Genomic DNA, 21,548 nt, shown 5'->3' with positions numbered 1-21,548 from the left:
GCGAGTCGCGCGGCGCGTGCCAGGCTGGATGAATCGGCACCAAGAGCGTGTGGTGGGCGGCGAGCAGCGGGAGGAGCCGTGAGGCGGTTGCGGCGCGGCCTGCATCGCGCATGGGAGTGGGTACGCCTGCGGGCCCTGTTCGAACACGGCCGGGAGCTGGAGCTGATGCACCGGGCCATGGGCTTCGCCACCCTGGCCCTGATCACGCTGGCACCGCTGCTGATCGTGGTCGCCGCGGCCGACCCGCTGGTACGGGGCGGCTTCGCCTCCTGGCTCACCGACGGCATGGGCCTGTCCGGCCGGTCCGCCCACGTCGTCACCGACGTCATCAGCCCCCCGCGCAAGGTCATCGGCACCACCAGCGTGTGGAGTGGCGTCCTGCTCGCCGTCTTCGGCGTGTCCTTCGGCGGCAGCGTGCAGAACGCCTACGAGCGGATCTGGGGCCTGGCCGCCGGCCCCTGGCACCGGGTGTGGCGGCAGGCGACCTGGCTGGTGGTGCTGACGGCGTACCTCTACCAGGAGGTCGCGACGAAGTCGACGCTGCACGGGACGCAGCGGATCGTGTTCTCCGCGCTGATCGGTGTGCTGTTCTTCTGGTGGGGGCAGCGTTTCCTGCTCGGCGGGCAGGTCCACTGGCGCTCGCTGCTGCCCGGCGCCGTGGCCACCGTCATCGGCCTGGCCGGCCTCCGCGCCTTCTCCTACCTCGTGTTCACCCCGCTCATCGTCACCAACGCCCTGAGCTACGGCGCCGTCGGCACCGTGCTCGTCGTCGAGTCCTGGCTCATCGGCGTCGGCTTCGTGATCTACGGCGGTGCCCTGTTCGGCCGCTGGTTCACCCAGCATCACTGGGTGCCGTCCCACCACCACGACGAGCCGGCTCAGCCGGGTGACGACGGGTTCTAGGCCAGCTGCCGGCGCACCAGCTCGTGCAGCCGGCCCCCGGTGTCCGCGAGGAGTTCCGCCGGGGTGCCTTGCTGGACGACCTTGCCGTCCTCCATCACGATCACCCGGTCGGCGTCCATGACGGTCGACAGCCGGTGGGCGATGACGATCCGGGTGGCGTTCAGCTTGCGGGTGCTGTCGATGACGACGCGCTGGGTGTCGTTGTCCAGGGCGCTGGTCGCCTCGTCGAAGAAGAGGATGCGCGGGCGCCGGATGAGGGCCTGGGCGATCATCAGGCGCTGCCGCTGGCCACCGGAGACCGCGCCGCCCGCCGCGACGATCGTGTGCAGCCCCATCGGCATCCGCTTGATGTCCTCCGCGAGCCCCGCCAGTTCGGCCGCCGCCATCGCCTCCTCCGGCGTGTACGGCTCGGTGCCGCAGATGACGTCCATGATCGAGCCGGTGAACGGCTGGGCGTGCTGGAGGACGACCCCGCACTGGCGGCGCACCGCGGACTGGTCGAGCGCCGCCAGGTCCTGGCCGTCGTACAGGACGCTGCCGGACACCGGCCGGTCGAAGCCGATGAGCAGGCGCAGCAGCGTGGACTTGCCGCAGCCGCTCGGGCCGACGACCGCCACGAACTCGCCCGGCCGTACGGCGAACGACACGTCGTCCAGCACGAGCGGGCCGTCGTCGGCGTACCGGAAGGACAGCCGGCGGGCCTCCACCGCGCCGGACAGCGGACCGGGGCGGGTGCTCGCCGTGCGCACCTCGGGCGTGGCCTCCAGCACCGGCTTGATCTCCTCGAACAGCGGCAGCGCCGCCACCGCCGACACGAACGCGCCGGTCAGCTGGGTGACCGAGGTCAGCACCATGGTCACCGAGGTGTTGAAGGCGAGGAAGTCCGCCGCCGACATCGCCCCCTTGGCCGGGCCCGCCAGCAGCATGAACATCAGCAGGGTGCACACCGGCAGGTAGACCGCGCCGAGGACCGTGGTCAGGTTCTTGATCCGGCCGGCCTTCTGCTGGAGTTCCCGGCTGTGCGCGAACTGGCGCGCCCAGGCCGCGTAGGCGTAGTTCTCGGCCGCCGCCACCCGCAGCTTCGGCAGCCCGCGCAGGGTCTGGAACGCCTGGTTGTTGAGTTTGTTGCCGAGCACCACCAGGCGCCGCTGCCAGCGCACCTGCCACAGCCCGAGCCCGCCGAACACCGCCGCGATGACGACGAGCATCCCGATCGCGGCCGTCGCCATCGCCGGGCTGTACCAGAACAGCAGGGCGAGGTTCATCGCGCCGACGGTCACCGACTGGGCGACGACCGGGCCGACGCCCGCCAGCAGCCGGCGGATCGTGCTGATGCCCATCGCGGCACTGGCCAGCTCACCCGTCGAGCGCTGGGTGAAGAAACGGGTGGGCAGGCGCAGCAGCCGGTCCCAGACGGCGGGTTGCAGCGCCGCCTCGATCCGGCCCTCCAGGCGCAGGATGGACAGGTTCTCCAGCAGCGTGAACGCCGCCGCGACCACCCCGCTCACCATCACCGCCAGGCACACCTGGACGATCAGGCCCTCCTGCGCCTTCGGCACGTACTCGCCGAGCACCTTGCCGGTCGCGATCGGCACCAGCGCGCCGATCGCCACCGTCACCAGCCCCGCGAGGAGCAGGTTCAGCAGGTCGGCGCGGGTGCCGCGCAGGCTGAACCGCAGCAGCCCGAGCGGCCCGAGCCGCTTGTCGGGCAGCGGCCGGTAGAACATCACCGCGCGCGGCTCGAACTCCTCCGCGTTCGCCTTCTCGACGGGTGTCTCGCGCCCCGTCCCGGGGTGGACGGCCACATAGCCGCCGCGTCGCCACAGCAGCGCGACCGGCGCCCCGGACAACGCCCGGTGGCCGACCAGCGGGCCCACGTTCTCCCGCCACCAGCGCCCGTCCAGGCGGACGGCCCGGGTCCGCACCCGGGAGGCCAGCGCCACCCGCTCCACTGGGTCCAGCCGGTCGCTCTCCGTGCCGCTCTGCGCGGGTTCGGCGAGCCGGATGCCGGCCGCCTCGGCGACCAGCTTGCAGGCCGCGTACGTGGCGTCGGCGTCGGCGGCCGTCGTACGGCGCGAGGAGCGCTTGCCGATGGAGGCCAGCAGGGTCCGGTCGGCCTGGGCGCGGACCGCCTCACCGGCCTTGATCCCGGCGGCCGTCCGGGTCTCGTGGGTGCGCTCCAGCTGCTCGATCCACCGGTCCAGCGCGGTCAGCAGCCGGTACTGCTGGTCCACCATGCTCTGCCACAGCGCCGGGTCCATCAGCAGATCGGCGGCGGCCTCCGCGCCGTACAGCGAGCCGTACTGCACGCTGCCCGGCGGCACCTGCATCCAGAACACGTCGTCGTCCGCGGGGGCCGTCGCCCGCTCCTCGGCCAGCGGGGCCTGGAAGAGGACGGACAGGCCACGGCCGACGCCGAGGGCGAGCGCGTACTCCAGCGGGCTCGACGTCGGCGGCACGTACTGCGGGTTGCCGTACTCGTCGTACGACCAGGTCTGGGTCTGCGCCGGCTGGTACAGCTCGCGCAGGTTGACGCGGTGCACCACGCAGTCCCGGACGGGGCGGGCCACGAGGGTGTGCTGGGGGCCGGCGACCGGGCCGAGCAGCAGCGTTCCCGCCTCCAGCCGGCCCAGGTGGTGCCAGTGGCCCTGCTGGGCGGCGTCCACCGCGTACAGGTCCAGGGCGCCGGCCGCGACCAGCCACAGCACCTGCGGACCCTCCAGGTCCAGGCGGCTCAGACCGGCGCAGTCGAACCGCGTGCCGAGCGAGCCGAGCGCCCCGAGGACGAGGTCGCCGTCGAACCCCTCCTGGACAGTCGTCATCTCACCGCTCCCTGACCAGTGCCGCGTACGCGCCGCCGCGCGCCACCAGCTCCTCGTGCCGCCCGCGCTCCACGACCGTGCCGTGCTGGAGGACGACGATCTCGTCGCTGTCGCGGACCGTGCTCAGCCGGTGCGCGATCACCACGCAGGCGCAGCCGCGCCGCCGCAGGTTGTCCATCACGACCAGCTCGGTCTCCGCGTCCAGCGCGCTGGTCACCTCGTCCAGCACGAGGATGCTCGGCCGGCGCACCAGCGCCCGCGCGATCTCCAGGCGCTGGCGCTGCCCGCCGGAGAAGTTGCGGCCGTCCTGCTCGACCTTGCTGTGGATGCCGCCGGGCCGGCGCATCACCACGTCGTACAGCGCCGCGTCCTTCAGCGCCTCCACCACGGCCTCGTCGGGGATCGACGGGTCCCACAGGGCCACGTTGTCGCGGACCGAGCCCTCGAAGAGGAAGACGTCCTGGTCGACGAAGGAGACGGAGGCGGCGAGCGCGCCGCGCGGAATGTCCTCCAGCCGGCGGCCGTCGATGCGGATCACCCCGTCCCACGGCGTGTACAGGCCCGAGATCAGCCGGGAGACCGTGGACTTGCCGCTGCCCGAGCCGCCCACCAGCGCCACCTGCTGCCCGGGGCCGACGGTCAGGTCGAAGCCGGTCAGCAGCGGCTGGTCCAGCGGGCTGTAGCCGAAGGTGATGTTCTCCAGCTCGACGTGCCCGTGCAGCCGCCGGGTCGAGTCACCGCCGCCGGGGCGGGCGTAGAGCGGGTCGGCCTGGAAGTTCTCCACGTCCTTCAGCCGGGCCACGTCGGCGGCGAAGTCCTGGATGCGGCCCGCCACGCCGTTGAGCCGGGTCAGCGGCGCGGTGAAGCGGGTGACCAGCGCCTGGAACGCGACCAGCAGACCGACCGAGATGTGCCCCTCCACCGCGCGCATCCCGCCGATCCACAGGATGAGCGCGCTGTTGAAGGTGGCGAGCGTCGGCGCGACCACACCGAGCCAGGCGCTCGGCACGCCGAGCCGCTGCTGCTCCTCCAGGGTGGTGGCGTGCTGCCCGGCCCACTTGCGGAAGTAGCCGTCCTCGCCGCCTGTCGCCTTCAGCGTCTCGATCAGCTGAAGGCCGGTGTACGACGTGTTGGTCAGCCGCGCGGTGTCCGCGCGCAGCTTCGCGGTGCGCGTCGCGCGCAGCCGTACGACGAGCCGCATGGCCACCACGTTCAGCAGGGCCACGGCGATGCCGACGAAGGTCAGCTGCGGGTCGTAGGTGTAGAGCAGGACCGCGTACAGGACGACCACGATCGCGTCGACGCCGGCCGCCGCGAGGTCGCGGGCCAGGGTCTCGGCGACCTGGTCGTTGGACTGCAGGCGCTGCACCAGGTCGGCGGGGGAGCGCTGGGCGAAGAACGTCACCGGCAGCCGCAGCAGATGGCGCAGGAAGCGGGCGCTGGAGAGGGTGGAGGAGATGATCCGGCCGTGCAGCAGGTTGGCCTGCTGCAGCCAGGTCAGCACCAGCGTGAGCAGCACGCAGGCGGCCATCGAGGCGAACAGCACGCCCAGCAGCGAGGTCTGGCCGCCGATGAGGAACATGTCGATGTACGTGCGGCTGAGCGCGGGTACGGCCGCGCCGACCGCCACCAGCAGCAGACTGGCCAGGACGGCGGCGGGCAGGGTGCCCGCGGTGCCGCGCAGCCGGGCCGGCATCGCGCCGAGCACACCGGGCTTGCGCCCGCCCCTGGTGAAGCCCTCATCGGGCTCCAGCACCAGCACCACACCGGTGAAACTGCCGTCGAACTCCTCCGTGGGCACGAAACGGCGGCCCTTGGCGGGGTCGTTGACGTACACCCCGCGCCGGCCGAAGCGGCGGCCCATGCCGTCGTAGACGACGTAGTGGTTGAACTCCCAGAAGAGGATGGCCGGTGCCCGCACCTCGGCGAGGGCGGCCAGGTCCATCTGCATGCCCTTGGCCGTCAGGCCGTAACTACGGGCCGCTTTGAGCAGGTTGGAGGCGCGGGAGCCGTCGCGGGAGACACCGCAGGCGATGCGCAGCTCCTCCAGCGGGACGTGCCGGCCGTAGTGGCCGAGGACCATGGCGAGGGAGGCGGCGCCGCACTCGACGGCCTCCATCTGCAGCACGGTGGGCGTACGGACCGTGCCGGTACGGGACTTGGGGACCGGCCGCTTGGCGGGGGCCGCGCGTCTGCGGCCTCGGGTGTCCTGGGACTTTCCCATGTGGGGGGTCACGGCAGCAGCCAATCGACGGGATGCTGGTCGGCGAGCCGGACGGAGCCGGTGGCGAGCGTCATGGAGTCGAGCCGGAACGGCGGTCCGTCGGTGGTGGACCAGCGGTAACCGCTCTTGGTCGACGAGGACGTGGCGAGTTCCACCAGGACGGCCACCGGGCGGCCCTTGCGGGTGAACTGCTCGCCGAGCTGGCTGTCGCCGAGGAACGCGGAGATGGACTGGGCGGACTGCGCGGTACGGTCCACCGACTTCACCTCGCCGCGCAGCACGCCGTACCGCTGCGTGGGTACGGAGGACACGGTCAGGTCGACCGAGGCGTGCGCCGGGATGGCGGCGGCGTTCTCGGCCGGCACGTACACGGTCGCGTACAGCGGGTCGGAGGCGTGGGCGACCTTCTCGACCGCGGCGACGTCGGTGCCGGTCCGGACGATCTGGCCGATGGTGGCGGCGAGCGTGGTGACGCGTCCGGCGGCCACCGTCCGGACCACGGTTTCACCCTCGTCGGTACGGACCTTGACCACGGGCGCGTTCGCGGGCAGCCGGTCGCCCTGCCGGGCGAGGACGGCCGTCACCTGTCCGGCCACCGGGCTCTGCAGCAGATAACTGCCCTGCCCGTGGGTGAGGATGGCGGGCGCGCTCACCGTGGAGGCGACCGAGCCGGTTACCGCCCAGACGGAGGCGGCGGCCATGACGACGACGGTGACGCCGAGCGCGAGCCAGCCCTGCGGGCGCGCGAGACGCACCGGGAGGTCCAGCTCCTCCGGTGACTGGAGCTTGGCGAGGGCCTGTTGGCGGAACTGCACGGAACTTCCCTCACCTGGGGGAGAGACACGGGTGTTTCAGGGCACCGATGAGTCCCGGAGCCTAGGGACGGCTCCGGGACGTCGGTCACACCGAGGTGCGATCAGAGACCGGCGACCAGGCCGTTGATCGGGGCGGTGTGCAGGCCGGAGACGCCCTCGACGGTGCCGACGACGGTGTTGACCAGGCCGGTCACGCCCGGGGCAACCGCGTTCACGGTGCCCAGGGTGCTGTTGAGGGTGTTCGAGGACAGACCACCGGAGACGTTGTCCAGCTCGGCGTCCGAGATCTCGACGGTCTCAACCTGGGGGGTGGAGTTCATGGTGGAACTTCCCTTCATATGGATATTTCACAAGGGGGGAGCGGCCCCCTCTGGGGACAGACGGACGGCCGCAGCCGCGGGCGCCGGGCACCCGTCTCCGGAGGCCCGCCGGACCCCGCGGTGCGATGGATCAAAGCACGCACGCGGGGCGCGCTTCCAATCAACCAGGGCCCTCACCTGGGCACTTGGCGTGCGAAGGGGGTCAACCGTGCAGGTCTGCGCACGGCATGTCGGCGACTCCTTCACACGCCGCGCGGCATCGTCGCGCCGGGTGCCTTGCCCCTGGGATCGCGAATCCGGCACTCCTCGCCAAAGACGTGTCGGGGGGCGCGCGGATGTGCAGATCTCCGGGCGGCCGTGACGTGCCTGGGTATTCGATGTGCAGATTCCCTGAAGGGGGGATTCCGCTTCGTGTTCACGGCTGAGCGTCACCGACTGATCGCTGATCGTGTCCGTACGGAATCGCCCCAGCCGACATTCCGTCAGCCGACATCGCGTCAGCCGACATTCCGTCAGCCGGCCTTCCGTCAGTCGAGAATCGCGTAGACCGTGCTCGCCCGGGCCGCGAGCGCACCCGAGGCGGCGTCGCTCAACGTGACGTCCGCGAACGCCATCCGGCGGCCCAGCTTCGTGAGCACCGCTTCGATCAGGACATCCGCGCCGGCCACCGCCCGCTGGAACGAGGTCGACTGCTGCACCGTCGTCATCGGCACGAACCCGCCCCGGGCGGCCGAGACCGCGATCACCACCGCCGTGTCGGCCGCCGCCATCAGCGCCTGCCCCGACAGCCCGCCGCCCTCCCGGGCCAGCCGGTCGGACCAGGGCAGACGCAGCACGGCCCGGTCCTCGCCCACCGCTTCGACGGTCAAGCCCAGGTCGAGCACCCAGGGGGCGAAGCTGGCGGAGAGGATCTTGTCGGCTTCGGCGGTGGTCATCGTCATATGGGGGATTGTTCCCGGCCGCCCGCCGCGACACGCGGAGCATGGCCGATTCCCCGCGCCGCTACCGCCGTGCGCAACCGGAATTGAACACACCGCGCGGCCGGTGCGTACGTACGGCCATCCAGGCGCCCCGGTACGAACCCGATACGCACTGCCCGTGAGCGGCAGACCCCGTGGAGGTCGAGAAGTTTGAGTCACAAGCGAATGCCCAAGCGCAAGGCCGCGATAGCGGTGGGCGGTGTCGCGGCGCTCGGGGCGGCGGCCCTCCTGCTGCCCAACGCCAACGCCTCCCAGGACCAGGGCGACACGACCGCGGGCGGCACGGCGGACGTGAAGACCCTGAAGGCCACGGACGCCTCGGACCTCGCCGGCCGGCTCCAGAAGATCCTCGGCGACGCCTTCGCCGGGTCCTACTACGACAGCGGCAAGCAGCAGCTGGTCGTCAACGTGGTCAGCGGCGACAACAACGTCATCGTGCAGGCGAAGAAGGCCGGCGCGGTGGTCCGCCAGGTCGACAACAGCACCGCCGAACTCAAGGCCGCCGCACAGACGCTGAAGGCCAGGGCGACCATCCCCGGCACCTCCTGGGCCGTCGACCCGCGCACCAACAAGGTCCTGGTCACCGCCGACTCCACCGTGACCGGCGCCAACTGGAACAGACTGCAGTCGACCGTGCGTAGTCTCGGGTCCGGCACGGCGACCCTGAAGAAGTCCTCCGGCACCTTCAAGACCTTCGTCTCCGGCGGCGACGCCATCTTCTCCCAGGTGCAGGGCGGCAGCGTCCGCTGCTCCCTCGGCTTCAACGTCACCGCCTCCGACGGCAGCCCCGCCTTCCTGACGGCCGGTCACTGCGGGGTCGCCGCCAAGGAGTGGTCCGACTCCGAGACCGGCCAGCCCATCGCCACCGTCGACCAGGCCACCTTCCCCGGCGAGGGCGACTTCTCCCTCGTCAAGTACAACGACCCGAACACCCAGGCGCCCAGTGAGGTCAACGCCGGCAACGGCCAGACCGTCCAGATCAACCAGGCCGCCGAGGCCACCGTCGGCGAGACCGTGTTCCGGATGGGCTCCACCACCGGACTGCACGACGGCCAGGTCACCGGCCTCGACGCCACCGTCAACTTCCAGAGTGAGACCGACCCGAACGGCGTCGACACCGTCACCGGCCTCATCCAGACCAACGTCTGCGCCGAACCGGGCGACAGCGGCGGCTCCCTGTTCACCCAGGACGGCAGCGCCCTCGGCCTCACCTCCGGCGGCAGCGGCGACTGCACCAGCGGCGGCGAGACCTTCTTCCAGCCGGTCACCACCGCCCTCCAGGCCACGGGCGCGACGCTCGGCGGCGGCGGTGGCAACGGCGCGGGCGACCAGGCCGGTGCGGGTGCCGGTGACGAGGCCGGTGCCGGTGACGAGGCGGGCGCGGGCGATCAGGCGGGTGCGGGAGATCAGGCCGGTGCCGGTGACGAGGCGGGTGCTGGTGACCAGGCCGGTGCCGGTGACCAGGCGGGTGCGGGCGATCAGGCCGGTGCGGGTGACCAGGCCGGTGCCGGCGGTGACCAGATCGGGGGCAGCGCCGATCCGTCCGGCTCCGGCGCGGCGGGCGACGGGTCGTCGTCCCTCACCGGCTCCCACTGACCGGGACCGGCGGGCACTGAGCCGGCCGGCACTCCCCACAGGGCTCCCCCTCGGTTCCGGCCGGCGGGGAGTGGTCCGGCCCTCCGGCGGGAGGGCCGGACCCGCCGCACGCCCATCAGGCGTCGCACGCCCGCAGCAGGAGCACCGCCACGTCGTCCACGCGTCCCCGGGCTCCCGCACTGTGCCGGACCACCTCGTCCGCCAGGCTCTCCAGCGGCTGGTCGCCGACCTCCGCGAGCAGCCCGCCGAGGTCGACCAGCGCGTCCTCGATGTCGATGCCCGGGGACTCCACCAGGCCGTCGGTGTACAGGACGAGCACCGAGCCGGGGGTCAGGGACACCTCGGTCGTCGGATACCTGGCCGAGGCATCGATCCCCAGGAGCGGGCCTCCGGCCAGGTCCAGCACCCGCACCCGCCCGTCCGGCCGGCGCAGCAGCGGCGGCGGATGACCCGCCCGGGCCATGACGGCCCGCCCGCGCGCCGGATCCAGCCGCAGATACAGACAACTGGCGAACAGTTCGGCACCGAGGTCGATCAGCAGCCGGTTGGTACTGCTCATCACCTCGTGCGGCGCCTGCCCCACCGTGGTGTACGCGCGGACCCCGGTGCGGATCTGACCCATCAGGCCGGCCGCGGTGACGTTGTGCCCCTGGACGTCCCCGATCACCGCCGCCGCCAGCGGCCGGGTCGGCACCAGGTCGTAGAAGTCGCCGCCGATCTCCATGCCCTGGGTGGCGGGCAGATAGCGGGCCGCCGCCTCGATGCCGGGCGGGGGCGTCAACGAGTGCGGCAGCAGCGCCTGTTGCAGGCCGTGCGCGAGACGGTGCTTGGCGTCGTAGAGCAGGGCCCGCTCCAGGGCCTGCGCGATCAGCCCGCCGAGCGAGGTCAGCACCGCCCGCTCGTCGGCGGGGAAGACGTGCGGCTCCAGGTAGGCCAGTACACAGGTGCCGACCGGCCGCCCGGACGCGATCAGCGGCAGGTACGCCCAGGCCGCGAAGCCGTCCGGGGCGCGGTGCCGGCTCGGATACAGCCGCTCCAGCTGCTCCCGGGAGTCGAAGAAGGCGGGCACCCCGCTGTTCAGGACGTGCGTGCCCGGGGTCCGCTCGGACAGCGGCAGCCCGTTGAACCGCTCCACGATGAGCGGGTCCGGATAGCCCCGGTGCCCCAGCACGTGCAGCCGCCCGCCCTGCGCCCGCAGCAGCGCCAGCGCCTGGCTGCCGACGGCCGGCACCACCTCGTGCCACACCAGCTGCACCACGTCCCGCACCCCGACCGCCTCGGTCAGGGCCCCCGCCAGGCTCAGCAGCTGGGAGATCGTCACGAGCCGGGACGGACCCGGACCCGCCTGCGGCGTCCCGCCCGCCATCTCCGCCACCGCCCTGGCCCGGGTGACGCGCACGCTCAGCCCGGTCGTGCTCGGATACATCCGGAACGACAGCCACTCGCCCGGCGGGCGCAGCGCCACGAACGACGTCACCTGCTGGCTCATCAGCGCCGCCCGGTAACGGTCCTCGTACATCGGGTCGTTCAGCCAGGGCACCGACACCCAGGGCACCGTGCCCAGCAACTCCCCTGCGGGCCGGCCGAGCAGCTCGGCGGCGGCCGCGTTCACGAAGCCGATCCGGCCGTACAGATCCAGAGACATCAGCCCGTACGGCAGCCGGGACACCATCCGCGCCGCCTCGACCGAGCCCAGCGTCTCCGCCACGAACGACATCGGCGCGGCAAGCACGTCCGGCTCGTGTCCGAGCGGGCGGTCCTCCCGCGCGGCCCGCTCCAGCCGCAGCGCCAGCCGTGCGCAGGCCGCCGTCAGATGCTCCCGCTCCCGGTCCGACAGCTCCGGCGGATGCGTGGCCGGCCAGGTCACGAACACCGCGCCGTACACCGTGTGCTCCGTCGCCACGGGCGCGGCGGCCAGCGCGAACGGGTACGGCAGCACCACGGAGATCCTGGGATAGCGGCGGGCCATCTCCGCCTCGCCGCCCACCCACACGAGCCGTCCGTCCCGCGCCGCGTCCGCGACCGGGATGGGCGCGCTCAGCCCGACCCGCTCCCACGGCGCCGCGAAGGCCCGGGGCATGCCCGCCATCACCACCATCTCCAGGACCGGCTCGTCGGGCCTGAGCAGATAGACCGCGCCGGAGTGCGCCTGCACCTCCTCCAGCAGGGAGGCCAGCGCGAGCGACAGCACCGGCTGTCCGGCCGGCGCCGCGCCGCCCGGACGTGCCCGTCCCGGCTCCGGCCCGTCGGACACGCCGACCACCTCCTCGTACGGCCGCGCGTCGCATCCCGGCCACAAGACTCCCTCGCGGCGGCGCCCCGCGCACGGCGAACGCTCGCGAGGCTCCTTTCGCGCCCGCGTGTGCCGGATGGCTCCGAATACCCCGCCCGGCCGTCTCCATGCGCCGACGGAGAAGGGGCGGGCGGGCGGCGCCCGGCGGTGGGGGAGAAGCACAGGTGGTGCACGGACTTCTCGTGTGCGCACCCGCCGCGCAGGGCCGGCCGGATCCGCGCGCACCGGCCCGGCCCTGCGCGGCGCTGAAGCGGTCGCGTGCGGGGCGGGCGCACGCGTGACCGCGGGGCGTGTCGGCGGTGGGCCGGTGCGGCGCGCCGCGCGTGTCGTCGCCCTCCCCGGCGGCGCGTCCGGAGTCTGTGCCGGCCGGATCATCGCCCCTGATCAGGGGCGTGCCAGCCGGATCATCGCCCCTGATCAGGGGTGGTCCGGCCATCGGATCGCACAACGGGGCGGCGCACCGGCCCACGGCGGACGCGGGGCGCTGGGCTGCGCCCTGGACGCGCTGCTGGAGCACCACGACGCGCTGCGCGTGCGGTTCACCCGGGACCGAACGCCTCGGCGGCAGCGCGCACCGGCCGTCCGCCGCAGCCGGCGCCGCCTCCCTCAGGGCCGACGGCAGGCCGGCCCGCGCGTCGCGGCGTCCGTCGCGCCCGCGTTCCCGCTCACCGCCGACCCCCGTCGACGGCCACCCTCGGCCAGGGCATACGGGCCGCGTCCGTTCAGGGCGCTTCACAGGGGCTGCGCAGGCGGCTCATACGCGCTGTAATGGCGACGTGGTGAGTGAGGGCGCTGCGATCAGCGGGACGAGAACGGCGCCGGAGCGTGCCGAAGCCGCCCTCGCGTCGCTGATGGCGTCACCGGCCACCCCCGACCGGCTCCGCCGGGTCCTCGAACAGGCGCTCGTGTTCGCCGGTGCGTCCTTCGCCGGGGTGTACACGCCCGGCGCCGATGCCACGCAGCTCTGTCTCGCCGAGTCGGCCGGTCTGCCCCGCACGCTGTACGGCCTCCGGGACTGCTACCCGGCCGCCGGCGCCTCCCCGGTCGCCGAGGCGCACCGCACCGGGCGCCCGCGCTGGCTCGGCCCGGCAGAACTGGCCGCGGGCCCGGACTCCCGCCGTACCCCGTCCCCGGACTTCTCCGTGGGTGTCCTGCCGCTCGGCCCGGCGGGCGGCGGCTGTCTGCTGGCCGTGGGCGAGCACCCGGGCGGCTTCGGCACCGACGACCGGACCAGCCTGGAGCTGATCGCCCGCGCCGTCGCCGTACCGGCCCCGGCCGGTACGGGTGACACCGGCGAGCTGCTCGAGGACGCCTTCAGCCTGGCCATGGACACCGGCCGGATCGAGGTCGGCGAGGCGACCCTGCGGCTGTTCGGGATCGACCGGGAGAGCTTCGACGGCCGGGTGGAGACCCTGCTCGGCCGCGCGGTGCCCGAGGATCTGCCCGCGCTGATGTCGGTGGTCGAGGCCGACCACATGTCCATCGGCGACCGCGAGCTGGAGTTCCGCATCCTGCAGCCCGCCGGCCCGCCCAAGTGGCTGCGGCTGCGCGGCCGGCTGCTGCCCGGCGGCAAGGGCCGCTCCGCCCGGCTCGTCGGCACCGTCGCCGATGCCTCCACCCTGCGTTCCGACGTGACCGACGTCGCCCGTGTGCAGCGCCTGGCCGCCGCCCTCGCCACCGCCGGCACGGTCAAGGACGTCGGCCAGGCCGTCGTGGCCGCCCTGCGCAAGCCGCTGCGGGCGGACCGGATCGCCCTGGCCGAACTGGAGAACGACCGGCTGGTCGTCACCGTCCTCGACCCGCCCGAGCCCGAGGCCTGGCCCGAGGTGTGGCGCAGCGAGTGGCGCACCGAATGGCCCGACGCGCCGGTGCGCGCCATGCCCACCCTGGCCGCGGCGCTGCGCCAGGGCCGCGCCAGGATCTGGCCCGCCGGCTCGGCGCTGGAGCCCGCTCTCGCCGAGGTCGGCCCGGGCGGCCTCGCCGTGCTGCCGCTGCCCGCAGGCAGCCGTATGGCCGGGGCCTGCCTGGTCGGCTGGGACCGCCCGCACGACTTCGCCCCCGACGAACGCGCCCTGCTGACCGCCTGCGCGGGCCTGACCGGCCAGGCCCTGCTGCGCGCCCACGCCTTCGACGCCGAGCACGAACTCGTCGGCATGCTCCAGCGCACCCTGCTGCCCCGCCGGCTGCCCAGGCTGCCCGGCGCGGTCGCCGTCGCCCGGTACCTGCCCACCACGGCCGGTCTGGAGGTCGGCGGCGACTGGTACGACGTGATCCCGCTGGCCGACAACCACGTCGCCCTGGTCATCGGCGACGTCCAGGGCCACAACGCGGGCGCCGCCACCCTGATGGGCCAGATGCGCACGGCGCTGCGCGCCTACGCCGCCGAGGGCCACACCCCGGACGTGGTCGTCGCGCACGCGAACCGGCTGCTGCTGGACATGGAGACCGACCTCTTCGCCACCTGCGCCTACGTCGACGTCGACGTGGAGCAGGGCACCGCCTGGTGCGTACGCGCCGGGCATGTGCAACCGGTGCTGCGTCACCCGGACGGCACCGCCGAGATCGTGCGGGCGGAGGGAGGCCCACCGCTCGGCGTCCTCGCCCAGGCCGAGTTCCCGATGACCCCGCTCCGGCTCCAGCCCGGTACCGTGATCGCGCTGACCACCGACGGTCTCGTGGAGTCCCCGGAGACCGACCTCGACGACGGCATGGACCGCCTGGCCCGCGAACTGGCCGCCGCCGACCCCGCCCACCTCGGCCTGGTCGCCGACGCCCTGCTCACCGGAGCCCACCGCGGCGACGACGTGGCGCTGCTGCTGATGCGCTACGACGGCCTGGCCGTGAAGCCGCTGCGGGAGAGCTGGACGGTGTGGCGGGTGCCGGAGGCGGCCCGGCACGCCCGCCGCTTCACCCGGCGCACCCTGCGCGCCTGGGGCCTGTCACGGGACACGATCGACGTGGCTCTGCTGGTCGTCTCCGAACTCGTCACCAACGCGCTGGTGCACACCGGCGGCCAGGTCCGGCTCGACCTCAGCCTGATCAACCACCGGCTGCGGCTCGCCGTCGCCGACTCCTCCCCGCGCAGCCCCGTCAAGCCCACCAGCATCGGCTGGGAGGCCACCGGCGGCCGGGGCATCCTGCTGGTGGAGGCGGTGTCGGCGGCCTGGGGCACGGTCCCGGTCAGCGGCGGCAAACAGGTCTGGGCGGACCTCGTACCCGACCGCTGACCCGCCACTCGGGTACGGGTGGCGGCGCCCCCGGCAGGTCGTCGCGGGCCCGCGCCCCTGACCTGCCTAGGGTCGGTTGGCGTGTCGCACACCTTCGAAGAACTGGTCGCGAAGCAGCGCGCGGCCGCCGCCGCCCACGCCCAGGTGCAGGAACTGCGGGACGCCTACGGCCCGCCGGCCGAGCGGCGGATGACCGGCGCCCAGTCGGGCACCTACGAGACCGCCCTGCGCGCCTGGCGGGACCTCGCCCGCGATGTGCAGACGGCGGTGAGCGAGTACGCCCGGCAGACCGGCCGGCCACGGGCCGAGGTCGAGGCGGAGGTGGAACGCGCGGCGGCGCAGGAGGCGGACTGACCCACGGCCGGGCCCGGCCATGACCCACGGCCGGGCCCGGCTCGGCCGGACAGAGCCGCCGGGCCGCCGGCCTGCCGGTTTGTAGGGGGCCGCGCATCCGTGGCGCCGCGCCGGGTACCCGGCGGTCATGAACACTGCCATGTACGAAGCGGCCACGGGCGCCCAGGTCTTCGGCTACGCCCTGATCCTGATCGCCGGAGTGGCCTGCGTCGCGGGTCTGATCTGGGCCTTCCGGCTGGGCTTCAAGGTGCGCGAGCGGGAACCGGCGCCGCCGCGGCCCGACGAACAGCCGAAGATGCCGCCGTCGGGGCCGGTCCACGAGACCCATGAGGTCCGCGAGCCCGACGAGGTGCCCAGGGCGACCGACGAGAGCGAGCGCCTGACCCCCCACGAGCTCGGCAACGCCGGCACCAAGCGCGCCGACGACCAGCGCCGCCCCCGCTGGTCGCCGGGGTCCAGCGGGTCCTTCGGCGGTGGCGGCGGCGGTCGTACCTGACCCGGTGCGGGGCACGGCCGCGTTTGCGGGCCGCCCGGCCCGGGGACCCGGTCAGGCACACATCACACCCCGGGCCCGGGCGGGCCCGGCGAACGGCGCCCGCGGCGAGCGGGACACAGAAGGAAGATGAACGACGTGACCGCGCATGCCAGCGAGAAACCGGCCATACCCCACGCGGAGACGGGCTGGGCGCAGGCCCACCGTCGGCGGAACCGGGGAGTACGCACCTGCGTACCCGCCGTCCTGGACCGCACCTCCGTGCAGCGGCAGGGCCCGGACCTTGAGGACAACATCGTGCGCGGCGAGGACTGAACGCCCGGGCGCGGCCGGACGCCGTCACGCCGCGCGGTCATACTCCCGGTCATGAACCTGCTCGCACCCGCCGCCGCCGGCTTCATCGGCTCCCCCTACGTCCGCGGGCTCCTGGCCGACGACGCGCCGGACGCACCCCACGTCACCGTGCTGGACAGGCTCACCTACGCCGGCACGCTCACCGACCTCCCCCTCGGCCACCCCAGGCTGGACTTCGTGCACGGGGACATCTGCGACGTCGGGCTGGTCGGCAAACTGACGGCGGACGCCGACCAGGTCGCGCACCAACGAGGAGCTGACCGGCCTGCTGCTGGAGGCGTGCGGCCCGGGCTGGGAGCACGTGGTCCACGTCCCCGACCGCAAGGGCCACGACCTGCGCTACTCGCTCGACTGGAGCAAGGCCCGCGACCAACTCGGCTACCGGCCGCGCCGCGACTTCACCACCGGCCTCGCCGAGACGGTCGCCTGTACCGCGCCCACCGGTCCTGGTGGGAGCCGCTCGAACGGCACACCGCCCGCTGACCCGGCAGCCCGTCGCGGCCCTCACCCGCGGTCCCGCCTCGGCGTCCGGCCGGCGGTCAGGCGTGGGTCCTGGTGAGCAGTTCCAGGATCTCGGCCGCCGTGCCGGTCTCACCGAGCCGCGGGAAGACGCGTTCGACGCTGTTCGCGTGCGCCTCTCCGTCGGCGTCGGCCATGGCGTCGGTGGCGAGGGTGACGTGGTAGCCGTGCGCGTAGGCGTCGCGGGCGGTGGATTCGACGCCGATGCTGGTGGCGATGCCGGTCAGCACGATCTGCGTGATGCCGCGGCGGCGCAGCTGGACGTCCAGGCCGGTGCCGTGGAAGGCGCTCCAGTTGTGCTTGGTGACACGGATGTCGCCGGGGTGTCCGGACAGGTCGTCGACGACGACGTCCCAGCCTTCCGGGAAGGAGAGCCCGCGCGGCTGGCGCTCGGTGCGGCCGGGGACGGCGTCCGCCCCGTCCGGCGCGAAGGAGACCCGGACCAGGACCACGGGCAGCCCGTGGGAGCGGAACGCGTCGGCGAGCGCGGCCGTGCGGGAGACGACCTCGGCGCCCGGGTACGGCTGGGTGGGCATGGCCACGATGCCGTTCTGGAGGTCGATCGCGACGAGGGCGGTACGGGGGTCGAGCGTGGTGAGCGACATGGGGTCGGTCTGGCCTTTCGGGTGTCTCGTGGGGTCAGCCGGCCGAGGGACCGGCCGGGCAGGGTCGTCGCCGGCAGCAGTGCGGAGCAGGCGACCGTGAACAGGGCCAGGCTGTGCGGCCCGGCCGTGTCGGCGCGGTGCGGGTGCAACGCCGCGGTGGCGGCGGAGGCGCCCGGCGCGCCGAGGTAGGTGAAGGTCCGCGGCAGTCCGGCCGCGGAGGCGATCCGCTCCGGCTCGGCCTGCCGGGACAGCGCGTTCCGGGTGGCGAGGCCGGTCAGCCCCTGCGGGACGCCGAGCAGCACACCGACCCCGGGCAGCAGCCAGACCGGGCTGCGGTCGCCGGTCAGGACCATCGGCGGGATGAGCCGGCGGCCGAATCCGGCGGGGGAGGGCGGTCCGGGCGTGCTCGGTGAGCCTCGGTGTCACGGCCGGGACAGTCGTTCCATCAGCTCCAGCGCCGCGAGGACGGTCTGCCGCTCCTCCTCGGTGTAGCGGTCCTGGAAGGCGCGGGCCAGCCACTCCTCGCGCACCTGCCTGTTCCCCTCGATACGGGCCCGGCCGCCGTCGGTGAGCGTGACCAGCTGGCGGCGGCCGTCGTCGGGGTCGGGGGCGCGGCGGATCAGCCCGTGCTGCTCCAGGGCGGCCAGCGTGGTGGCCATGGACTGCGGGCGCACCCCCTCCGCGGCGGCGAGCGCGCTGGCCGTGGCCGCGCCGTGCTTGCCGACCAGGGTGAGTGCCGACTCCTGCGAGGGGCTGAGGTCGGCGTCCTGCGCCACCTCGCGGATGCGGCGCCGCAGCCTGCTGAACACCACGCGCAGATCGCGCGCGGCGCGGGCGGCGGAGTCGGAGATGTCAGCCATGCCGCCAGACTAGGACCGACAGCACAGACTGTCCAGTTGGAACTGTTCAGTTTTGCCTGTCTATTTGCCGGGGTACTCGCCGGGCCTCGGACGGCGCGGCACGCGCAGACGTCGGTGCACCCACGGAGCGAATCGAGGAGCGCAGATGACCCCTCCGGACAGGTCCGGCCTGGAGGCGGCCCTGAGCGCCGAGGTGGACGGCGAAGTCCGCTTCGACGCGGGCAGCCGTGGCGCCTACGCCACGGACGGTTCGAACTACCGGCAGGTCCCGCTGGGCGTCGTCGTCCCCCGTACCGTCGAGGCGGGCGCCCGGGCGGTCTCGGTGTGCGCACGCTTCGACGCCCCCGTCCTCTCCCGGGGCGGCGGCACCAGCCTGGCCGGACAGTCCACCAACACCGCCGTGGTGATCGACTGGAGCAAGTACTGCACCGGTGTGCTGTCCGTCGACCCGGAACGGCGCACCTGTGTGGTGGAGCCCGGCATCGTCCTGGACGAACTCAACCGCCACCTCGCCCGCCACAAGCTCCAGTTCGGCCCCAAGCCGTCCACCCACAGCCACTGCGCGCTCGGCGGCATGATCGGCAACAACTCCTGCGGCTCCTCCGCCCAGGCCTACGGCAAGACGGTCGACAACGTCCGGCGCCTGGAGATCCTCACCTACGACGGACAGCGCGCCTGGGTCGGCCCCACCCCGCCCGACGAGCGCGCCCGGATCATCGCCGGCGGCGGCCGGCTCGCGGAGATCTACGCCGGCCTCGACCGCATCGCCACCGAGTACCTGGCCGACATCCGCCGCGGCTTCCCCCAGATCCCCCGCCGCGTCTCCGGCTACAACCTGGACTCCCTGCTGCCCGAGAACGGCTTCGACGTCGCCAAGGCGCTCGTCGGCAGCGAGGGCACCCTGGTGACCGTCCTGCGCGCCGAACTCGACCTCGTGCCCGTGCCGCCGTACCAGTCGCTGCTCGTCCTCGGCTACGAGGACATCTGCGCCGCCGCCGACGACGTCCCCCGTCTGCTGGAGCACTGCTCGCCCAGCCAGCTGGAGGCCCTGGACGGGCGCATGGCCCAGCTGATGCGCGAGGAAGGCGCCTACCTCGACTCCCTCAACATCCTGCCCGAGGGCGACAGCTGGCTGATGGTGCAGTACAGCGGCGACAGCCAGGAGGACGTCGACGAACAGGCACACGCGCTGCTGCGGGCCATCGGCCGTGGCGAGAAGGAGGCGAACGTCGCCTTCTCCGACGACCCCGAACGCGAGCAGAAGATGCTCAAGGCCCGCGAGGCCGGACTCGGCGTGACCGCCCGCCCGCCGGACGACCGGGAGACCTGGGAGGGCTGGGAGGACTCCGCCGTACCGCCCGAGCGGCTCGGCGACTACCTGCGCGACCTGAAGGACCTGTTCGCCGAGTTCGACTACGACCACCCGTCCCTGTACGGGCACTTCGGCCAGGGCTGCGTGCACACCCGCATCCCCTTCGGGCTGCGGAACGCCCAGGGAGTGGCCGGCTTCCGCCGGTTCGTGGAGCGGGCCGCCGACCTCGTCGCCTCCTACGGCGGCTCCCTCTCCGGCGAGCACGGGGACGGCCAGTCCCGGGGCGAACTGCTCACCCGCATGTTCGGGGCACGGCTCGTCACCGCGTTCGGCGAACTGAAGGCCCTCTTCGACCCCGGCAACCGGATGAACCCCGGCAAGGTCGTCCATCCCAACCCCGTCGACGGACAGCTGCGGCTCGGCCCCACCTGGCGGCCCGCCACCCCGGCGACCCACTTCGGCTATCCCGAGGACGACCACTCCTTCAACCGCGCGGTGATGCGCTGCGTCGGCATCGGCAACTGCCGCGGCCACTTTGGCGGCGTCATGTGCCCCTCCTACCGGGCCACGATGGAGGAAGAACACTCCACCCGCGGCCGGGCCCGGCTGCTCTTCGAGATGCTGAACGGGCACGCCGACTCCGCCGTCAAGGACGGCTGGCGCTCCACCGCCGTACGCGACGCCCTCGACCTCTGCCTGGCCTGCAAGGGCTGCAAGTCCGACTGCCCCACCGGCGTCGACATGGCCACCCTCAAGGCCGAGTTCATGTCCCACCACTACGAGGGACGACCGCGTCCCATGGCCCACTACTCCATGGGCTGGCTGCCGCTCTGGGCCAGGCTGTCCCGCACCGCTCCGTCCCTGGTCAACTCCGCGCTGCACGCGCCCGGCCTCGCGTCCCTGGGCAAACGGCTCGCCGGGATCGACGAGGCCCGCCCGGCACCGGTGTTCGCCGGGCAGTCCTTCCTCCAGTGGTGGCGGGCCCGCGACGGGGAGGAGCCCGACCCGGCCGACCCGCGCACCGTCGTGCTGTGGCCCGACACCTTCAGCACCTACTTCCACCCCTCGATCGCGATCTCGGCCGTACGGGTCCTGGAGGACGCCGGCTTCCGGGTCGCGGTCCCCACCCGGCCGGTGTGCTGCGGCCTCACCTGGATCTCCACCGGCCAGCTGCCCACCGCGAAGCGGGTGCTGCGCCGCACCCTCGACGTGCTGCGCCCCTATCTGGAGGCCGGCACCCCGGTCATCGGCCTGGAGCCCTCCTGTACGGCCGTCTTCCGCTCCGACGCCCCCGAACTGATGCCCGGCGACCAGGACGTGGAACGGCTCGCCGCCCAGACCCGCACCTTCGCCGAACAGCTCGTCCACCACGCCCCCGACGGCTGGCGGCCCCCGCGGCTCGCCCGGCAGGCGACCGTGCAGACCCACTGCCACCAGCACGCCATCATGAAGTTCGACGCCGACCGCGAACTGATGCGCCGCGCCCACCTCGACGCCGACGTGCTCGACGAGGGCTGCTGCGGCCTGGCCGGCAACTTCGGCTTCGAACGCGGCCACCACGAGGTGTCCATGGCCGTCGCGGAACAGGGCGTCCTGCCCGCCGTGCGCGGGGCCGCCCCGGACAGCCTCGTCCTCGCCGACGGCTTCAGCTGCCGCACCCAGATCGAGCAGGGTCACACCGGCCGCCGCGCCCTGCACCTCGCCGAGGTCCTCGCGCTCGCCCTCGACGGCAACCTGCCCAGCGACCACCCCGAGCGGCTGGCCGACCGCCCCGCCGGACCGTCCCGCACGGCCCGCTGGGCGACGACCGCCACCGTGGCCGCCCTCGCCCTGGGCGCCGCGGCCGGACTGCGGCAGCTCAGGAGGTGACC

15 protein-coding genes and 1 pseudogene are annotated in these 21,548 nt (G+C 73.5%); 8 read left to right on the top strand and 8 right to left on the bottom strand.

Annotation, left to right across the window (positions count from 1 at the left end; all coding sequences use genetic code 11):
- Positions 1-78: 78 nt before the first annotated feature.
- Complete coding sequence (locus AB0L21_RS14265; RefSeq protein ID WP_365710817.1) at positions 79-903, top strand: ribonuclease BN; 825 nt, start codon at positions 79-81, stop codon at positions 901-903.
- Here AB0L21_RS14265 and AB0L21_RS14260 read toward each other — a convergent pair.
- The 5 genes from AB0L21_RS14260 to AB0L21_RS14240 all read right to left on the bottom strand — a co-directional run bounded on the left by AB0L21_RS14260 (position 900) and on the right by AB0L21_RS14240 (position 8,025).
- Positions 900-3,725, bottom strand: coding sequence for an NHLP bacteriocin export ABC transporter permease/ATPase subunit (locus AB0L21_RS14260; protein ID WP_365710819.1), 2,826 nt, complete (start codon positions 3,723-3,725; stop codon positions 900-902). The two genes, AB0L21_RS14265 and AB0L21_RS14260, sit on opposite strands and share 4 nt — an antisense overlap.
- 1 nt (position 3,726) lies before the next feature.
- Positions 3,727-5,949 (bottom strand): NHLP family bacteriocin export ABC transporter peptidase/permease/ATPase subunit, encoded by a 2,223-nt coding sequence (locus AB0L21_RS14255; protein ID WP_365784175.1) that lies wholly within the window; start codon positions 5,947-5,949, stop codon positions 3,727-3,729.
- An 8-nt stretch (positions 5,950-5,957) separates the two neighbouring features.
- Positions 5,958-6,764, bottom strand: coding sequence for an HlyD family efflux transporter periplasmic adaptor subunit (locus tag AB0L21_RS14250; protein WP_365784174.1), 807 nt, complete (start codon positions 6,762-6,764; stop codon positions 5,958-5,960).
- 101 nt (positions 6,765-6,865) lie between these two features.
- Positions 6,866-7,084 (bottom strand): type A2 lantipeptide, encoded by a 219-nt coding sequence (locus AB0L21_RS14245; protein WP_365710825.1) that lies wholly within the window; start codon positions 7,082-7,084, stop codon positions 6,866-6,868.
- Positions 7,085-7,611: 527 nt separating this feature from the next.
- A complete protein-coding gene (locus tag AB0L21_RS14240) occupies positions 7,612-8,025 on the bottom strand; it encodes a PaaI family thioesterase (RefSeq protein WP_365710827.1) in 414 nt (137 codons plus the stop codon).
- Between the two features lie 204 nt (positions 8,026-8,229).
- On the opposite strand from AB0L21_RS14240, the gene AB0L21_RS14235 reads away from it, so the two are divergent.
- Positions 8,230-9,660, top strand: coding sequence for a S1 family peptidase (locus AB0L21_RS14235; RefSeq protein ID WP_365784173.1), 1,431 nt, complete (start codon positions 8,230-8,232; stop codon positions 9,658-9,660).
- Positions 9,661-9,775: 115 nt separating this feature from the next.
- Here the strand turns inward: AB0L21_RS14235 and AB0L21_RS14230 are convergent, their stop codons facing one another.
- On the bottom strand, positions 9,776-11,914 hold the full coding sequence (locus AB0L21_RS14230; protein ID WP_365710831.1) for a SpoIIE family protein phosphatase: 2,139 nt from the start codon (positions 11,912-11,914) through the stop codon (positions 9,776-9,778).
- Between the two features lie 818 nt (positions 11,915-12,732).
- Here AB0L21_RS14230 and AB0L21_RS14225 point away from each other — a divergent pair.
- The 5 genes and pseudogenes from AB0L21_RS14225 (at position 12,733) to AB0L21_RS14205 (ending at position 16,864) form a co-directional block, all read left to right on the top strand.
- Entirely contained in the window at positions 12,733-15,180 is a 2,448-nt protein-coding gene (locus AB0L21_RS14225; protein WP_365784171.1) for a SpoIIE family protein phosphatase, read from the top strand.
- 81 nt (positions 15,181-15,261) lie between these two features.
- Positions 15,262-15,534: a hypothetical protein gene (locus tag AB0L21_RS14220; protein ID WP_365710093.1), complete on the top strand. Its 273-nt coding sequence runs from the start codon at positions 15,262-15,264 to the stop codon at positions 15,532-15,534.
- 127 nt (positions 15,535-15,661) lie between these two features.
- Complete coding sequence (locus AB0L21_RS14215; RefSeq protein ID WP_365784169.1) at positions 15,662-16,030, top strand: DUF6479 family protein; 369 nt, start codon at positions 15,662-15,664, stop codon at positions 16,028-16,030.
- A gap of 126 nt (positions 16,031-16,156) precedes the next feature.
- A complete protein-coding gene (locus tag AB0L21_RS14210; RefSeq protein WP_365710090.1) occupies positions 16,157-16,342 on the top strand; it encodes a hypothetical protein in 186 nt (61 codons plus the stop codon).
- Positions 16,343-16,393: 51 nt separating this feature from the next.
- A pseudogene (locus AB0L21_RS14205) lies at positions 16,394-16,864 on the top strand (hypothetical protein).
- A gap of 56 nt (positions 16,865-16,920) precedes the next feature.
- Here AB0L21_RS14205 and AB0L21_RS14200 read toward each other — a convergent pair.
- Both AB0L21_RS14200 and AB0L21_RS14195 read right to left on the bottom strand, forming a co-directional pair.
- Positions 16,921-17,505, bottom strand: a complete 585-nt coding sequence (locus tag AB0L21_RS14200; protein WP_365784167.1) for an isochorismatase family protein — start codon at positions 17,503-17,505, stop codon at positions 16,921-16,923.
- Positions 17,506-17,927: 422 nt separating this feature from the next.
- Positions 17,928-18,365 (bottom strand): MarR family transcriptional regulator, encoded by a 438-nt coding sequence (locus AB0L21_RS14195; RefSeq protein ID WP_365784166.1) that lies wholly within the window; start codon positions 18,363-18,365, stop codon positions 17,928-17,930.
- Between the two features lie 145 nt (positions 18,366-18,510).
- Here AB0L21_RS14195 and AB0L21_RS14190 point away from each other — a divergent pair, with 145 nt between their 5' ends.
- Positions 18,511-21,546, top strand: a complete 3,036-nt coding sequence (locus AB0L21_RS14190; RefSeq protein ID WP_365784164.1) for an FAD-linked oxidase C-terminal domain-containing protein — start codon at positions 18,511-18,513, stop codon at positions 21,544-21,546.
- Positions 21,547-21,548: the final 2 nt, after the last annotated feature.

It is taken from the genome of Streptomyces sp. NPDC052721 (assembly GCF_040678315.1).
Lineage (GTDB): Bacteria > Actinomycetota > Actinomycetes > Streptomycetales > Streptomycetaceae > Streptomyces.
Note: the sequence above shows the minus strand (reverse complement) of the source record. Positions and strands in the feature narration are given on the sequence as shown.

Bases quoted from the DNA above. Each gene is read 5' to 3' on its own strand.
- AB0L21_RS14260 (WP_365710819.1), bottom strand. From the start codon at position 3,725: ATGACGACTGTCCAGGAGGGGTTCGACGGCGACCTCGTCCTCGGGGCG.
- AB0L21_RS14255 (WP_365784175.1), bottom strand. From the start codon at position 5,949: ATGGGAAAGTCCCAGGACACCCGAGGCCGCAGACGCGCGGCCCCCGCC.
- AB0L21_RS14245 (WP_365710825.1), bottom strand. From the start codon at position 7,084: ATGAACTCCACCCCCCAGGTTGAGACCGTCGAGATCTCGGACGCCGAG.
- AB0L21_RS14240 (WP_365710827.1), bottom strand. From the start codon at position 8,025: ATGACGATGACCACCGCCGAAGCCGACAAGATCCTCTCCGCCAGCTTC.
- AB0L21_RS14235 (WP_365784173.1), top strand. From the start codon at position 8,230: ATGCCCAAGCGCAAGGCCGCGATAGCGGTGGGCGGTGTCGCGGCGCTC.
- AB0L21_RS14215 (WP_365784169.1), top strand. From the start codon at position 15,662: ATGAACACTGCCATGTACGAAGCGGCCACGGGCGCCCAGGTCTTCGGC.
- AB0L21_RS14210 (WP_365710090.1), top strand. From the start codon at position 16,157: ATGAACGACGTGACCGCGCATGCCAGCGAGAAACCGGCCATACCCCAC.
- AB0L21_RS14200 (WP_365784167.1), bottom strand. From the start codon at position 17,505: ATGTCGCTCACCACGCTCGACCCCCGTACCGCCCTCGTCGCGATCGAC.
- AB0L21_RS14195 (WP_365784166.1), bottom strand. From the start codon at position 18,365: ATGGCTGACATCTCCGACTCCGCCGCCCGCGCCGCGCGCGATCTGCGC.
- AB0L21_RS14190 (WP_365784164.1), top strand. From the start codon at position 18,511: ATGACCCCTCCGGACAGGTCCGGCCTGGAGGCGGCCCTGAGCGCCGAG.